The organism is Herbaspirillum chlorophenolicum, assembly GCF_001189955.1.
Taxonomy (GTDB): Bacteria; Pseudomonadota; Gammaproteobacteria; order Burkholderiales; family Burkholderiaceae_D; genus Herbaspirillum; species Herbaspirillum chlorophenolicum.
Window position 1 is genome coordinate 1 of sequence record NZ_LFLT01000061.1, and the last position, 15,683, is coordinate 15,683.

Below are 15,683 nucleotides of genomic sequence, written 5' to 3' on the forward strand. Positions count from 1 at the left end.
ATATGACTTCAGCGTGGGCGTTTCGCTGTCAAGCAGAAAACCGCAGCCCAGGAATGCCTTCAGCGAGCGCGTGTTGTCTGCATGGATCTTGGCGATGAGCGTCTTGGCCCGCATGTCGAAGAAGGCCAGCTTCATGCCTTCACGGAGGGCACTGGGGCCGAGCTTTCGGCCCCAGTTGTCGCGGTTTCCGATGACCAGGACGATCTCGCAGTCCGGCCCCGTCTTGACGAGGCGGACGAAGCCTACCGGCACATCATGCCGGTCGTAGGCGATGAAGAACCGGCCGCCCTGGTTGAATAGGTGGGTCAGGATTGGCAACTGGACCCGATCGATGACTTGTTCGATGAACCGGGAGACATTACGCGAATCGCTGAGATAGCGAATGACGCTTTCGTCTTCCAGCCAGTCCATCAAATTCAACGCGTTTGCCCGAGTGATCTCCGGGCACAGAGAAATGAAAGGCTTGCTCATCTTCACCACACTTGGTTGCAAGAATGAAAGCCTTTCATGGCTACGGCATGACGGTTCTTTCGACAAAACGCATATTCTAAAGCAGTGCGCGCGAGCAGGGGAGCTGATGTCCTGAAGCCGCCGTACGTTGCGTGCCGTGGATAGGCATACGCCCTGGCAGGAGCCGTCGCCTCGCCAGGGCAGAACTTATTGGAACAGGCCAGCAGGCCTGAATTGTATGATCGCCGCCTTGAAAAAGAGCGAAAAAATCCGTGCGTCAGGATTTAGTCAGATTCGTTACAGCTTCGCGCCCTAGCATCCGTCCCAATCATTAAAAACAAACTGGAGACTTGCATGAGCAATCCTGCCCATGGTGCGCCGGCCATCGATCCGTCCCGGCCGCTGCTGGAAATCGAGAACGTTACCCTGCAATACAAGACCAGCGATTCGCTGGTCACCGCGACCCAGCAGGTCAGCTTCAACGTCCATCCGTCCGACCGCTACATCCTGCTCGGCCCCTCGGGCTGCGGCAAGTCGACGCTGCTGAAGGCCATCGGCGGCTACCTGCAGCCGACCGGCGGCGCCATCCGCCTGAAGGGGCGTGAAGTGCACGAGCCGGGCCCGGACCGCATGATGGTGTTCCAGGAGTTCGACCAGTTGCTGCCCTGGAAGACCGTGCGCCAGAACGTCGAATTCGCGCTCAACGCCAGCGGCCGCCTGCATGGCAAGGAAGCCGCCGAGCGCGCGGCGTATTACATCGAGAAGGTGGGCCTGGCCAAGTTCATCGACAGCTATCCGCACATGCTCTCGGGCGGCATGAAGCAGCGCGTATCGATCGCGCGCGGCATGGCCATGGAGCCGGACGTGCTGCTGATGGACGAACCGTTCGCCGCGCTGGACGCGCTCACGCGCCGCAAGATGCAGGACGAGCTGCTGCGCCTGTGGGACGACACCCGCTTCACCGTGCTGTTCGTGACGCACTCGATCGAAGAGGCGATCCGCATCGGTACCCGCATCCTGCTGCTCACGCCGCACCCCGGGCAGGTGCGCGCCGAATTGAACAGCATCGCCCCGGAACAGATGGGCACCGCGGCCCAGGCCGAGCTCGAAACCCGCATCAACGACATGCTGTTCGCCCATCACTGATACAGGCGACAACCAGGAGACACGCATGAACAACAATACCTTGCCCTTCGTCCGCCCGGAAATCGTGGTGGAACCCAACCGCAATGCCACCGCTGAAGTGCAGCGCCCGTTGTCGGCCTTTGAATCGCTCTATCGCCTGGGCTGGCTGCGCAAGACGGTGATCCTGCTGGTGCTGGCGGTGATCTGGGAAATCTACGGCCGCTGGCTGAACAACGCGCTGCTGTTCCCCAGCTTCAGCGAGACCCTGGAGGCCTTCTTGCACGGCCTGTCCAGCGGCGTGCTGCTGGAGCGCGCCGCTGTATCGATGCAGACGCTGCTGGTGGGTTACGGCCTGGGCATCCTGCTGGCAGGCCTGCTGACCACGGTGGCGATCAGCTCGCGCATCGGCAACGACTTGCTGGAGACGCTCACTTCCATGTTCAACCCGCTGCCGGCGATCGCCTTGCTGCCGCTGGCGCTGATCTGGTTCGGCCTGGGTACCGGCAGCATCATCTTCGTGCTGGTGCATTCGGTGCTGTGGGCCGTGGCGCTCAATACCCACGGCGGCTTCCGCGCGGTTTCCAATACCTTGCGCATGGTGGGGCAGAACTATGGCCTGCGCCGTTTCTCGCTGGTCAGGTCCATCCTGATCCCGGCTGCCTTCCCGAGCATCCTGACCGGCCTCAAGGTCGGCTGGGCCTTCGCCTGGCGCACGCTGATCGCGGCCGAGCTGGTATTCGGCGTGTCTTCCGGCTCTGGTGGTCTGGGCTGGTACATCTTCGAAAACCGTAACCAGCTGGAAACCGCCAATGTGTTCTCGGGCCTGTTCTTCGTGATCATGATCGGCCTGGTGGTAGAGAACCTGATCTTCGCCCAGATCGAAAAGCGCACCATCCGCCGCTGGGGCATGCAGCACTGAGTACTGAACAGACCGACAGATGTTTGCGATACCGATAAACTTCCAATAATGAAGGAGACGACAATGAACCGCCGCATTTTTTCCCGCATGATGATCGCCGCCACGCTGGCGTTGTCCGCCACGGCCGTTACCGGCACTGCCCGTGCCGAAGCGACCGAGGTGCGTATTTCGCACGGCTACGGCCTGCTGTACCTGCCGCTGATGGTGATCCGCGACCAGGGCCTGGTCGAGAAGCATGCCAAGGCGCTTGGCCTGGGCGATGTGAAGACCAAGTGGGTGCTGCTCGACGGCGGCAATGTGATCAACGACGCCATGCTGGCCGGCAACCTGGACATCGCCGGCACCGGCGCGCCCGGTTTCGTGACGCTGTGGTCCAAGGCGCACGGCATCCCGCGTTCGGAAGTGGTCGGGCTGGGAGCGTTGTCCACTTCGCCGCTGTGGTTGAACACCAATAACCCCAACGTCAAGTCCCTGAAGGATTTCACCTCCAAGGACAAGATCGCCATCCCGGGCATCAAGACTTCGCTGTCGGCGGTGCTGCTGCAGATGGCCTCGGCCAAGACCTTCGGCATCGGGAACTACGCCAAGATGGATCCGCTGACCGTCGGCCTGTCGCACCCGGAAGCCATGGGCGCGCTGCTGTCGGGCAAGACCGAAATCACGGCCCACTTCACCTCGCCGCCGTTTTCCTACCAGGAAGCCAAGGATCCGCGCATCAGCCGCGTGCTGAACACCTCCGATGTGCTGGGCCACATCACCATGGACGTGGTATTCGGGCTGAAGTCTTTCACCGAGAAGAATCCCAAGCTGACGCAAGCCTTCATGGCCGCGCAGGAAGAGGCTAACGCCTACATCGCCAAGAACCGCAAGGGCGCGGCCGAGACCTTCTTACGCGTGTCCAAGATGAAGCTGCCGCAGGAGGAAGTAGAGCAGATGCTGGCCGATCCCGGCACCGAGTTCTCGACCACGCCGGTGGACATCATGCAATACGTGCTGTTCATGAGCAAAGCCGGCACCATCAAGACCAAGCCGGCAGTGTGGAACGAGCTGTTCGTGCCGGCATTCAAGGATCGTAAAGGCAGTTGATTGCCAGTTTGCCGTTCAGGCGCATCAACAAAAAGGCTTCCGGATGGAAGCCTTTTTTTATGGGCAATTGGGGGCGGCGATGCAGAGAGCCCGCCATAACGGCAGCGCCGCCTTTGCCGGAGACATCGGAATGATGTTGCCAGGAAATGTGCAGGTGCAGCTTGTCCGCGGATATTTTTCGGTGCTATTCTCTGCTGCGCGCAAACGTTTGCGCATCCAGTAACGGTACTCAACATCGTTGAAAAACCGATAACACCAGAACATGGAGACATCAATGAAAAAACTGACCCGCCGCCAATTCGCGCTCGCCGCATTGCTCGCCTGCTCGGTGCTGCCCGCTTCCGTCATGGCGCAGACTCCGGCCAAACCCAAGGTCGCGCTGGTGATGAAATCGCTGGCCAATGAATTCTTCCTGAACATGGAAAACGGCGCGCGCGAGCACCAGAAGGCGCACGCCAGCCAGTACGACCTGATCGCCAACGGCATCAAGGACGAGCAGGACACCGCCAACCAGATCAAGATCGTCGAGCAGATGATCGTCTCCAAGGTCAGCGCGCTAGTGATCGCGCCAGCCGACTCCAAAGCCCTGGTGCCGGTGGTGAAGAAGGCGATCGACGCCGGCATCATCGTGGTCAACATCGACAACAAGCTCGATGACGCGGCGCTCAAGGAGAAGGGCATCAGCGTACCTTTCGTCGGCCCGGATAACCGCAAGGGCGCCAAGCTGGCCGGCGACTACCTCGGCAAGCAACTGCACAAGGGTGACAAGGTCGCCATCATCGAAGGCGTATCGACCACCGTCAACGCGCAGCAGCGCACGCTGGGCTTCCAGGATGCGATGAAGGAAGTCGGCGCCAACGTCGTGACCGTGCAGTCGGGCCAGTGGGAAATCGACCAGGGCAACAAGGTGGCTGCCGCCATCCTCAACGCCCACCCTGACATCAAGGCCATCCTGGCCGGCAACGACAACATGGCGCTGGGCGCGGTGGCCGCAATCCGCGCCTCCGGCAAGACCGGTAAGGTGCTGCTGGTGGGCTACGACAACATCAACGCCATCAAGCCGATGCTGAAGGACGGCCGCGTGCTGGCGACCGTTGACCAGTTTGCCTCGCAGCAGGCCGTGAACGGCATCGAAATCGCCCTGAAGGCGGTGACCGAGAAAAAATCGCAGAGCAGCCTGGGCGGCATCGTCGAGACCAAGGTTTCGCTGATCACCAAGTAAGCAGCCTTGCTTTGACTTGCGGATGGCCTGTACCCGAGTTGCTGTGCAGGTCATCCGTCATGCGCCAACCAGTGCTAACGCCTCTATGCTGCCAACCGACTCTCCATCCCAATCCGCTTCCTTGCTGACCCTGTCGGGCATCGGCAAGCGCTACGCCGCGCCGGTGCTCGACGGCATCGACCTGCAACTGCGCGCCGGCCAGGTATTGGCGCTGACCGGCGAAAACGGCGCCGGCAAGAGCACCTTGTCCAAGATCGTGTGCGGCCTGGTGGATGCCAGCGCCGGGCAGATGTACCTGGACGGCCAGCCCTACGCGCCGGCCTCGCGCACCGAGGCCGAGGCACTGGGCATCCGCATGGTGATGCAGGAGCTCAACCTCATCCCCACGCTCACCATTGCCGAAAACCTGTTCCTGGAAAAGCTGCCGCAGCGCTTCGGCTGGATCAACCGCAAGCAACTGGCCGCTGCCGCAAAAGTGCAGATGGAGGTAGTTGGCCTAGGCGAACTCGACCCGTGGACGCCGGTGGGTGAACTGGGCCTGGGCCACCAGCAGATGGTGGAAATCGCGCGCAACCTGATCGGCAGCTGCCGCTGCCTGGTGCTGGACGAGCCCACCGCGATGCTGACCAACCGCGAGGTAGAACTGCTGTTCTCGCGCATCGAAAAGCTGCGCGCCGAGGGCGTGGCCATCATTTATATTTCGCACCGGCTGGAAGAACTCAAGCGCATCGCCGACCGCATCGTGGTGCTGCGCGACGGCCGCCTGGTATGCGACGAAGACATCACCCGCCACAGCACCGAGCAACTGGTGCAGATGATGGCCGGTGAATTGACCAAGGTCGATCTCGATACCGGGCACCGCCGCATCGGCGCGCCGCTGCTCAAGGTGCGCGGGCTGGGCCGCAGCGGTGCGGTACAGCCGGCCAGCTTCGACCTGCACGGCGGCGAGATTCTCGGCGTGGCCGGCCTGATCGGCTCCGGCCGCACCGAGCTGCTGCGCCTGATCTTCGGCGCCGACCGTGCCGACAGCGGCGAGGTCTTCATCGGCGATGCCACCCGCGCGGCCGACCTGCGCAGCCCCAAGCATGCGGTCAGGGCCGGTATCGCCATGGTCACCGAAGACCGCAAGGGCCAGGGCTTGCTGCTACCGCAATCGATCAGCATCAACACCTCGCTGGCCGACCTGGGCCGCGTCAGCCGCGCCGGCGTGCTCGACCATGAAGCCGAAGACAGCGCGGCGCGCGACTTCGTCGGCAAGCTGAGGATCCGCTCCAGCCATGTCGGCCAGGCGGCCGGCGAGCTGTCCGGCGGCAACCAGCAGAAAGTGGTGATCGCGCGCTGGTTGTACCGCGATTGCCCGGTGATGCTGTTCGACGAGCCCACCCGCGGCATCGACATCGGCGCCAAGGCCGACATCTACAAGCTGTTCGCCGAACTGTCGGGGCAGGGCAAGGGCTTGCTGGTGGTTTCCAGCGACCTGCGCGAGCTGATGCAGATTTGCGACCGCATCGCCGTCATGAGCGCCGGCCGCATCGTCGAGACCTTTGCCCGTGCCGATTGGTCGCAGGAACGTATCCTGGCCGCCGCCTTTAGCGGTTACGTGAGCCGGCAGGAAGCCGGCGCCGCCGAACCGGCCAGCAATACTGTCTGAGGCCGCAGGCCTCCCTTTACCCAGCAAAGAACACACAGAGAACTACAACATGTCGACTTCGTCCACCCGCCACCAGGCCGTCCTGGCAGGCTTCAAGAACTACACCGGGCTGGTCATCGCGCTGCTGGCGATGTGCGCGATGTTTGCCTTCCTGAGCGAGAACTTCCTGTCCGCCGCCACCTTCATCACGTTGTCCAACGACATTCCGCCGCTGGTGGTGATGGCGGTGGGCATGACCTTTATCCTGATCATCGGCGGCATCGACCTGTCGGTCGGCTCGGTGATGGCGCTGGCGGCCTCGATGTTGTCCATGGCCATGGTGCGCTGGGGCTGGCCGCTGTATGCCGCTGCCTCTTTGGGAGTGGTGGTGGCCGCCATCTGCGGCACGGTGACCGGGATGATCTCGGTGCACTGGCGCATCCCGTCCTTCATCGTTTCGCTGGGCGTGCTGGAAATCGCCCGGGGGCTGGCCTACCAGGTCACCAATTCGCGCACCGAATACATCGGCAGCGCGGTCGACGTGGTCAGCTCGCCCATCCTGCTGGGCATGTCGCCGGCCTTCCTGTCGGCTATCGCCATCGTGGTGGCGGCGCATCTGGTGCTGACCCGCACCGTGCTGGGCCGCTACTGGATCGGCATCGGCACCAACCAGGAGGCAGTGCGGCTGTCGGGCGTGAACCCCAATCCCAGCAAGGTGCTGGCTTTCGCCCTGATGGGCGCATTCGCAGGCATCGCCGCGCTGTTCCAGGTCTCGCGCCTGGAGGCGGCCGATCCCAACGGCGGCGTCGGCATGGAGCTGCAGGTCATCGCGGCGGTGGTGATCGGCGGCACCAGCCTGATGGGCGGGCGCGGCTCCATCATCAGCACCTTCATCGGCGTGCTGATCATCTCGGTGCTGGAGGCCGGACTGGCGCAGATCGGCGTTTCCGAGCCGATGAAGCGTATCATCACGGGCGCAGTCATCGTCGCAGCGGTGATCCTCGACACCTATCGCCGCCGCGGCGAGCGGCACGGCCGCTAAGCGCCGGGCATCTACATTTTTTATGGCAACCATCAAGGACGTCGCACGGCTGGCCGGGGTGTCCTTCACCACGGTTTCGCACGTGCTCAATGAGACGCGGCCGGTCAGCGCCGAGGCGCGCCAGCGCGTGCTGAGCGCGGTCGAAGAGCTGGCCTACGTGCCCAGCGCGCTGGCGCGCTCGCTCAAGAGCAAGGTCACCGGCAGTATCGGCCTGATCATCCCCAACAACACCAACCCGTATTTCTCCGAGCTGGCACGCGGCATCGAGGACTTTTGCTATGGCGCCGGCTACAGCGTCATCCTGTGCAACTCCGATGACGACGCCGACAAGCAGAACGACTATCTGCAGGTGCTGCTGACCAAGCGCTGCGACGGCCTGATCATCGCCACCCTGACGCAGACCGACCACGCGCTGCTGGGCCGCCTGAAGATTCCCACCGTGCTGCTGGACCGCGCGCCCAAGGAACTGATGATCGACCTGGTCAGCACCGACAACGTGCAGGGCGGCCAACTGGCGGCACAGCACCTGATGGCCATGCAGCGCCAGCGCCTGGCTTGCATCGCCGGGCCGCGCGGGCTGGCGCTGTCGGATGAACGCGTCGGCGGCTTTCGCAGCTGCATTGAACAGCAGGGTGCCCGGCTGGCATCGTCGGCCGTGCTGCACGCCGACTTCACCAGCACCGGCGGCTACCGCGCGGCGATGCAGCTGCTGCAGGCGCAGCCGGCGCCGGACGCCATCTTTTGCTGCAACGACCTGATGGCCATCGGCGTGCTGCGCGCGGCCGGCGAGCTTGGCATCGCCGTGCCGGGAGCGCTGTCGGTGGTCGGCTTCGACGACATCGAACTGGCCCAGTTCGTGCACCCGCCGCTGACCACGGTGGCGCAGAACACGCGCCAGCTCGGCAACCTGACCGCGCAATGCCTGCTGGAGCGGATTGCCGATCCCAAACGACCTATCCGGCGCGAAACGGTTGCGCCGCAATTGCAGATCCGGGGCTCGACGGCTCCACTTTTGAAAGTCTAGAAACACCATGATTGTCATTATCGGCAGCATCAACATGGACCTGGTCTTGCGCGTACCGCGCATGCCCATTCCCGGAGAAACCCTGGCCGGCGGCAAGTTCATGACCATCCCCGGCGGCAAGGGCGCGAACCAGGCCGTGGCCTGTGCGCGCCTGTGCCAGGACGGCACGCCGGTAGCCATGGTCGCCTGCCTGGGCAGCGATGCGTTCGGCGGCCAGATGCGCGCCTCGATTGTCGCCAACGGCATCGACGACCGCTACATCGCCGACATCGCCGATGAAGCCACCGGCATCGCCTCCATCCTGGTCGACGACCAGGCGCAGAACAGCATCGTACTGGCCGCCGGCGCCAACGCGCGACTGGGCGTCGCCCAGCTGGAGCGGGCACGCGAACTGATCGCCTCGGCCTCCATCGTGCTGCTGCAACTGGAAGTGCCGATGCCGGTCGTCACGTACGCCATCGACATGGCGCACGCGCTGGGCAAAACCGTGGTGCTCAATCCCGCACCGGCGCAAGCCTTGCCGGCAGGGATGCTGGAGAAGATCGACTACCTCATCCTGAATGAGATTGAGGCGGCGATGCTGGCGGAAGAAGAGTCCGACGACATCCCCATGCTGGTGGCGAAGCTGCGTTCGCGCGGCGCCCGCAACGTGGTGGTGACATTGGGAGAGAAGGGCGTATACGGCTACTTCGAACAGGCCGGCGCGCGCCATCTGGATGCACAGAAGGTCAAGGCGGTCGACACTACCGCCGCCGGCGACACCTTTATCGGCGGTTTCATCGCCGCGCTCGATGCAGGCCGCGATGAATTCACCGCCATCGTTTACGGCCAGGCCGCTGCTGCCATCAGCGTCACGCGCACCGGCGCACAGATATCAATCCCGATGCGCGACGAAGTGCTCCTGTAACCTGCCGAACCGCCAAGGAAAATCATGAAGAAAACGCCCCTGCTCAACGCCGCCATCTCGCAAGTGATCGCTTGCATGGGCCATGGCGACACGCTTGTCATCGGCGATGCCGGTCTGCCGGCGCCCGCCGGCGTACCGGTGATCGACCTGGCGCTGACGCCGGGCATTCCAGGTTTCATGGATACGCTCAAGGTGATCTTGACCGAACTGCAGGTTGAGCACCATGTGCTGGCGCAGGAACTAGCCCAGCGTAGCCCGGCGCTGAATGCGCAGATCGAGGCATTGGCGCTGCCGGGGAGGCAGTTGCTGCCGCATGATCAATTCAAGCAGCATACCCGCCAGGCGCGGGCCTTCATCCGGACCGGCGAATGCACGCCTTACGCCAACATCATCCTGTCCTCGGGCGTGGTGTTTTGAGTCGCGGTCAGCGCGTCGCTGACCGCTGCTGATCAGAACGCGTCGCCCGGCACCCGTACCCAGCCTTCCATCAGTACGCGCGCGCTGCGGCTCATGATGGCCTTGGTTACGACCCACTGGCCGTTTTCCAGTTTGGCTTCAGCACCCACCCGCAGCGTGCCGGACGGATGGCCGAAGCGCACGTTGTTGCGTTCACCGCCGCCTGCAGCCAGGTTCACCAGCGTGCCGGGAATCGCCGCCGCGGTGCCGATGGCAACCGCAGCCGTACCCATCATCGCGTGGTGCAGCTTGCCCATCGACATGGCGCGCACCAGCACGTCGGCGTCCTTGGTGGTGACGGGCTTGCCGCTGGACGAGATGTAATCCTTGGGCTTGGCCACAAAGGCCACCTTGGGCGTGTGCTGGCGCGTGGCAGCTTCTTCCACCTTGGCAATCAGGCCCATGCGGATCGCGCCGTGCGCACGGATGGTCTCAAAGCGCGTCAGCGCGGCCGGGTCGCTGTTGATGGCGTCCTGCAGTTCGGTGCCGGTGTAGCCGATGTCTTCGGCATTGAGGAAGATAGTGGGGATGCCGGCATTGATCATGGTGGCCTGGAAGCTGCCGATGCCCGGTACTTCCAGCGTGTCGACCACGTTCCCGGTAGGGAACATGGCGCCGCCGGCGCCGTCTTCATCGGCCGCCGGGTCCATGAATTCCAGCTGTACTTCGGCCGCCGGGAAGGTCACGCCATCCAGCTCGAAGTCGCCGGTCTCCTGTACCTGGCCGTTGGTGATGGGGACGTGGGCGACGATGGTCTTGGCGATATTGGCCTGCCAGATGCGTACCACGGCGATGCCATTCTGCGGCACCTTGTCGGCCGCGACCAGGCCGGCGGCGATGGCAAACGGGCCGACCGCAGCCGACAGGTTGCCGCAGTTGCCGCTCCAGTCCACGAAGTCCTTGTCAATTGAGACCTGGCCGAACAGGTAGTCGACGTCGTGGCCGGGGCGCGTGCTTTTGGAGATGATCACCGTCTTGCTGGTGCTGGAGGTGGCGGCGCCCATGCCGTCGATCTGCTTGCCGTAGGGATCGGGGCTGCCGATCACGCGCTGCAGCAGCTTGTCGCGCGCGCGGCCGGGCACGCGCGCGGCTTCGGGCAGGTCGTCCAGCTTGAAAAATACGCCCTTGCTGGTGCCGCCGCGCAGGTAGGTGGCGGGGATGCGGATTTGGGGGACTTGGCTCATGTCATGCTTCCTTGTTGCGGAGTCAGACCGACTTGCGGCCGTTCTTGCCTTCATTGGTCGAGGCTTCCAGGAAATCCTGCGCAAAGCGCTGCAGCACGCCGCCAGCCTCATAGATCGAGACTTCCTCGGCGGTATCCAGGCGGCAGGTCACCGGCACGTCGACGCGTTCGCCGTTCTTGCGGTGGATCACCAGCGTCAGGTCGGCGCGCGGGCGGCGCTCGCCGATGACGTCATAGGTCTCGGTGCCATCGATGGCGTAGGTGTTGCGGTTCTCGCCCGGCTTGAACTCCAGCGGCAATACGCCCATGCCGATCAGGTTGGTGCGGTGGATGCGCTCGAAGCCCTCGGCTGCAATGGCTTCCACGCCGGCCAGGCGCACGCCCTTGGCGGCCCAGTCGCGCGAGGAGCCCTGGCCGTAGTCGGCGCCGGCGATGATGATCAGCGGCTGCTTGCGCTCCATGTAGGCTTCGATGGTTTCCCACATGCGCATCACTTTACCCTCGGGTTCCAGGCGCGCCAGCGAACCTTGCTTCACGCTGCCGTCTTCCTTTTTCACCATCTCGTTGAACAGCTTCGGATTGGCGAAGGTGGCGCGCTGTGCGGTCAGGTGGTCGCCGCGGTGGGTGGCGTAGGAGTTGAAGTCTTCTTCCGGCAAGCCCATCTTGGCCAGGTATTCGCCGGCGGCGCTGTCGAGCAGGATGGCGTTGGACGGCGACAGGTGGTCGGTAGTGATGTTGTCGCCCAGCACCGCCAGCGGACGCATGCCGCGCAGCGTGCGCTCGCCGGCCAGCGCGCCTTCCCAGTAGGGCGGACGGCGGATGTAGGTGCTTTGCGCGCGCCAGTCGTACAACGGGCTGACCTTGGTGCCGCGGTCGACGCGGGCGGCGAACATCGGCGTGTAGACGTTGCGGAACTGCTGCGGCTTGACGGCGGCCTTGACCACTTCGTCGATCTCCTCGTCGGACGGCCAGATGTCTTTGAGGCGGATCTCACGGCCATCGGCGGTGGTGCCCAGCACATCCTGTTCGATATCGAAGCGGATGGTGCCGGCGATCGCATAGGCCACCACCAGCGGCGGCGAAGCCAGGAAGGCTTGCTTGGCGTAGGGGTGGATACGGCCGTCGAAGTTGCGGTTGCCCGACAGCACGGCGGTCGAGTACAGGTCGCGGTCGATGATTTCCTGCTGGATCTTCGGATCGAGTGCGCCCGACATGCCGTTGCAGGTGGTGCAGGCGAAGGCGACGATGCCGAAGCCCAGCTTTTCCAGGTCGCCGGTCAGGCCGGCTTCGTCCAGATACAGTTCGACTGCCTTCGATCCCGGCGCCAGCGAGCTCTTCACCCAAGGCTTGCGTTGCAGGCCCAGGCGGTTGGCATTGCGCGCCAGCAGCGCGGCGGCGATCACGTTGCGCGGGTTGCTGGTGTTGGTGCAACTGGTGATGGCGGCGATGATGACGGCGCCGTCGGGCATCTTGCCCGGCTCGTTTTCCACCTTGCCGGCAATGCCTTGCGCGGCCAGCTCGGACACCGGCAGGCGCTTGTGCGGATTGCTCGGGCCGGCCAGCGTGCGCACCACGGTCGAGAGGTCGAAGCGCAGCACGCGCTCGTACTCGACGTTCTTCAGGCTGTCGGACCACAGGCCGGTTTGCTTCGCATAGGTTTCCACCAGCTTGACTTGCTCATCTTCGCGGCCGGTCAGCTTCAGGTAGTCGATGGTCTGCTGGTCGATCGAGAACATCGCGGCGGTGGCGCCGTATTCCGGGGCCATGTTGGAGATCGTGGCGCGGTCGCCCAGGGTCAGGCTGGAAGCGCCGTCGCCATAGAACTCCAGATAGGCGCCGACCACCTTCTGCTTGCGCAGGAACTCAGTCAGCGACAGCACGATATCGGTAGCGGTGATGCCGGGCTGGCGGCGGCCGGAGAGTTCGACGCCGATGATGTCGGGCAGGCGCATCCATGAAGCGCGGCCCAGCATCACGTTCTCGGCTTCCAGGCCGCCCACGCCGATGGCGATCACGCCCAGTGCATCCACGTGCGGGGTGTGGCTGTCGGTGCCGACCAGCGTATCGGGGAAGGCCACGCCGTCCTTGGTGTAGATCACCGGCGACATTTTCTCCAGGTTGATCTGGTGCATGATGCCGTTGCCGGGCGGGATCACGTCCACGTTCTCGAAGGCCAGCTTGGTCCAGTCGATGAAGTGGAAGCGGTCTTCGTTGCGGCGGTCTTCGATAGCGCGGTTCTTGGTGAAGGCTTGCGGATCGTCGCCGCCGCATTCCACCGCCAGCGAGTGGTCCACGATCAGTTGCACCGGCACCACCGGATTGACCTTGGCCGGGTCGCCGCCCATGTCGGCGATCGCATCGCGCAGGCCGGCCAGGTCGACCAGCGCGGTCTGGCCCAGGATGTCATGGCACACCACGCGCGCCGGGAACCAGGGGAAATCCAGCTCTCGCTTGCGCTCGATCAGTTGGCGCAGCGAGTCGGTCAGCGTGGCCGGATCGCAGCGGCGCACCAGGTTCTCGGCCAGCACGCGGGACGTGTAGGGCAGGCCGTCCCAGGCGCCGGGCTTGATGGCGTCGACGGCGGCACGGGCGTCGAAATAATCCAGTGTGGTGCCGGGAAGTTGCTTGCGGTATTGAGTGTTCATGGCGGATGGCTCGTGGTTGTCTCGGTCAATGGATGCGTTGGGGATGTCGTTGTCAGGCTTGATCGCGCTGTGCGTTGGCCTGTGCGATCTGGTGTTCGATATTGCGGCGCGAGGCGCCGATGTGCCGGCGCATCAGCAGGTCGGCCAGTTCGCCGTCGCCATCGGCCAGCGCATCGAGGATGCGGTGGTGTTCGGCGAAGGCCTGGCGTGGACGGTTGGGGGTGGCGGAATACTGGATGCGGTACATGCGCGCCAGCTGGTACAGCTCTCCGCACAGGATGCGCGTGAGGATTTCGTTACCGCTGGCCTGGATGATCTTGTAGTGGAAGTCGTAGTCGCCTTCCTGCTGGTAGTAGCCGCGGCCGGCCTGGAAGGCTTCGTCCTTCTCGTGCGTGTCCAGCACGCGGCGCAGTTCGTCGAGTTCGGCGCGGCTCATGCGTTCGGCTGCCAGCCGGCAAGCCATGCCTTCCAGCGACTCGCGGATCTGGAACAGTTCGACCAGCCCTTCAAGGGTCAGCGACACCACGCGGGCGCCGACGTGGGGCACGCGCACCAGCAAGTTCTGGCCTTCCAGGCGATGGATCGCCTCGCGCAGCGGACCACGGCTGATGCCGTAGGTGCGCGCCAGTTCGGGCTCGGAAATCTTGCTGCCGGGGGCGATGTCGCCCTGGACGATGGCGGTCTGGATTTTTCGGAATACATGTTCCGAAAGTGTCTCCCCATCTCGCTCCGAACCCGGCAAAGTGATCAATTCGCTCATGGTGTCGACAATGTTGGCTATTTTCTTTGTTTAATCATAGCACTTTGCGCTAAATGTTTTGCAAGTGTCGACAATTAAATATCGCTAGCCTGGGGCGGTAAAAAAATAGCATGAGTCAATTTGCTTTTCCAATGGGAAAATTTGCCGCAATTTGAGAAAAACGAATTGGCTCTTCAAATTTTTAAAAGAAAATTTCTCTCCATATGAGAAATTAAATCCAAAACTGAGAATTTAAACTTATATTGCTTCCATGGACTCTCCTCAAACCTCGACCATCGTCGACCGTGTACTTCATGTTTTAGCTGGCGTGGCGCGCGCGGGCAAGCCTGTCAGCGCCAAGCAGATCGCCGCGATGGTGCAGCAGCCGGTCAGTACCGTCTATCGCCACCTGGCGTCGCTCAAGAAGTGGGGCTTGTTGCAGGAGCATATGAATTCCGGCACCTTCGAACCCGGTCCGACCGGGGTGCAGCTGGCTTGGGGCTTCGACCAGAATTCCAACCTGGTCAGCCAAAGCCGCGAAGAGATCAGCGCACTGGTCGCGCGCAGCGGCGAGAGCGTGGGCCTCCTGGTCTATATCAATGGCGAGATGGTCTGCATCGCCATGGAAGAGAGCACCCAGCCGCTGCGCTGTTCCTTCACCAAGGGCCGCGCCCATACACTGCACAAAGGCGCGTCGGCCAAGAGCCTGCTGGCGTTCATGCCGCGCAAGCTGCAGCAAAAGCTGCTGGCCGACCAGCTGGGCGACAAGCAGGAAGAGGTGGCCGCACTGGAAGCGCAGCTTGAAGACATCCGTCGCCGTGGCTATTCCATCAGTGAGAGCGAGGTCGATCTGGGCGTTTGGGGCGTCTCGGTGCCGATTACGACATCCAACGGCCGCCTGGAAGGCACGATCACGCTGATGGCGCCGGCATTGCGTGTCGGGGCGCGCGAACAGGAACTGATCCGCATGACCGTGGAGGCGGCGCAGCGCATTTGCAATCGTTTTTGAGAGATTCCAGGTTGGGGCCGGCAGGGGTCATGCTTAAAAGGCATGGGTAAGCGGCCAGAGATTTTTGTTGTTGTGATGTCGCCAGGAAATCATCCTGCCGCAGTTCGACCCATTGCTTTTCACTGAGGAAACCATGATGAAACTTTCCAAGCTGCTTTGTGCCTGTACGGCAGTCTTTGCCCTGTTCACTGCGGCCGTTCCTGCGGCCCATGCCGCCGATAACGTGATCCGCGTCGGGACCGATGC

General features: G+C 63.3%; 15 protein-coding genes. 11 read left to right on the forward strand and 4 right to left on the reverse strand.

Features of this window, described 5'->3' with window-relative positions; translation table 11 throughout:
• Positions 1-471, reverse strand: a 471-nt coding sequence (locus AKL28_RS21465) for a GNAT family N-acetyltransferase (protein WP_156226432.1), incomplete at its 3' end; no start/stop codon positions are given.
• Positions 472-804: 333 nt separating this feature from the next.
• On the opposite strand from AKL28_RS21465, the gene AKL28_RS21470 reads away from it, so the two are divergent.
• The 10 genes from AKL28_RS21470 to rbsD all read left to right on the forward strand — a co-directional run bounded on the left by AKL28_RS21470 (position 805) and on the right by rbsD (position 9,822).
• The gene (locus AKL28_RS21470) at positions 805-1,596 is read left to right on the forward strand and encodes an ABC transporter ATP-binding protein (protein ID WP_050470356.1); all 792 of its coding nucleotides are present in this window, start codon (positions 805-807) and stop codon (positions 1,594-1,596) included.
• A 25-nt stretch (positions 1,597-1,621) separates the two neighbouring features.
• Positions 1,622-2,494 (forward strand): ABC transporter permease, encoded by an 873-nt coding sequence (locus tag AKL28_RS21475; protein WP_050470357.1) that lies wholly within the window; start codon positions 1,622-1,624, stop codon positions 2,492-2,494.
• Between the two features lie 63 nt (positions 2,495-2,557).
• A complete protein-coding gene (locus AKL28_RS21480; protein WP_050470358.1) occupies positions 2,558-3,580 on the forward strand; it encodes an ABC transporter substrate-binding protein in 1,023 nt (340 codons plus the stop codon).
• 43 nt (positions 3,581-3,623) lie between these two features.
• On the forward strand, positions 3,624-3,803 hold the full coding sequence (locus tag AKL28_RS21485; RefSeq protein WP_050470359.1) for a hypothetical protein: 180 nt from the start codon (positions 3,624-3,626) through the stop codon (positions 3,801-3,803).
• A 51-nt stretch (positions 3,804-3,854) separates the two neighbouring features.
• Positions 3,855-4,802 carry a sugar ABC transporter substrate-binding protein gene (locus AKL28_RS21490; RefSeq protein ID WP_050470360.1) on the forward strand — a complete coding sequence of 316 codons (948 nt, stop codon included), beginning with the start codon at positions 3,855-3,857 and terminating at the stop codon, positions 4,800-4,802.
• A gap of 85 nt (positions 4,803-4,887) precedes the next feature.
• Complete coding sequence (locus tag AKL28_RS21495; RefSeq protein ID WP_050470361.1) at positions 4,888-6,453, forward strand: sugar ABC transporter ATP-binding protein; 1,566 nt, start codon at positions 4,888-4,890, stop codon at positions 6,451-6,453.
• Positions 6,454-6,502: 49 nt separating this feature from the next.
• Positions 6,503-7,474 (forward strand): ABC transporter permease, encoded by a 972-nt coding sequence (locus tag AKL28_RS21500; RefSeq protein WP_050470362.1) that lies wholly within the window; start codon positions 6,503-6,505, stop codon positions 7,472-7,474.
• Positions 7,475-7,496: 22 nt separating this feature from the next.
• Positions 7,497-8,498, forward strand: a complete 1,002-nt coding sequence (locus AKL28_RS21505) for a LacI family DNA-binding transcriptional regulator (protein WP_050470363.1) — start codon at positions 7,497-7,499, stop codon at positions 8,496-8,498.
• A gap of 7 nt (positions 8,499-8,505) precedes the next feature.
• Positions 8,506-9,405 carry a ribokinase gene (gene rbsK / locus AKL28_RS21510; protein ID WP_050470364.1) on the forward strand — a complete coding sequence of 300 codons (900 nt, stop codon included), beginning with the start codon at positions 8,506-8,508 and terminating at the stop codon, positions 9,403-9,405.
• Positions 9,406-9,429: 24 nt separating this feature from the next.
• Positions 9,430-9,822 carry a D-ribose pyranase gene (gene rbsD, locus AKL28_RS21515; RefSeq protein ID WP_050470365.1) on the forward strand — a complete coding sequence of 131 codons (393 nt, stop codon included), beginning with the start codon at positions 9,430-9,432 and terminating at the stop codon, positions 9,820-9,822.
• Positions 9,823-9,854: 32 nt separating this feature from the next.
• Here rbsD and prpF read toward each other — a convergent pair whose 3' ends face one another.
• From prpF to AKL28_RS21530, 3 genes are read right to left on the reverse strand one after another with little or no spacing between them, the layout of a single operon-like run.
• Positions 9,855-11,045, reverse strand: a complete 1,191-nt coding sequence (gene prpF / locus AKL28_RS21520; RefSeq protein ID WP_050470366.1) for a 2-methylaconitate cis-trans isomerase PrpF — start codon at positions 11,043-11,045, stop codon at positions 9,855-9,857.
• A gap of 22 nt (positions 11,046-11,067) precedes the next feature.
• Complete coding sequence (acnD, locus tag AKL28_RS21525) at positions 11,068-13,689, reverse strand: Fe/S-dependent 2-methylisocitrate dehydratase AcnD (protein WP_050470367.1); 2,622 nt, start codon at positions 13,687-13,689, stop codon at positions 11,068-11,070.
• Positions 13,690-13,741: 52 nt separating this feature from the next.
• On the reverse strand, positions 13,742-14,449 hold the full coding sequence (locus AKL28_RS21530; RefSeq protein ID WP_050470368.1) for a GntR family transcriptional regulator: 708 nt from the start codon (positions 14,447-14,449) through the stop codon (positions 13,742-13,744).
• A 250-nt stretch (positions 14,450-14,699) separates the two neighbouring features.
• Between AKL28_RS21530 and AKL28_RS21535 the strand changes: the two genes are divergently transcribed.
• The gene (locus AKL28_RS21535) at positions 14,700-15,437 is read left to right on the forward strand and encodes an IclR family transcriptional regulator (RefSeq protein ID WP_050470369.1); all 738 of its coding nucleotides are present in this window, start codon (positions 14,700-14,702) and stop codon (positions 15,435-15,437) included.
• Positions 15,438-15,683 lie beyond the last annotated feature (246 nt).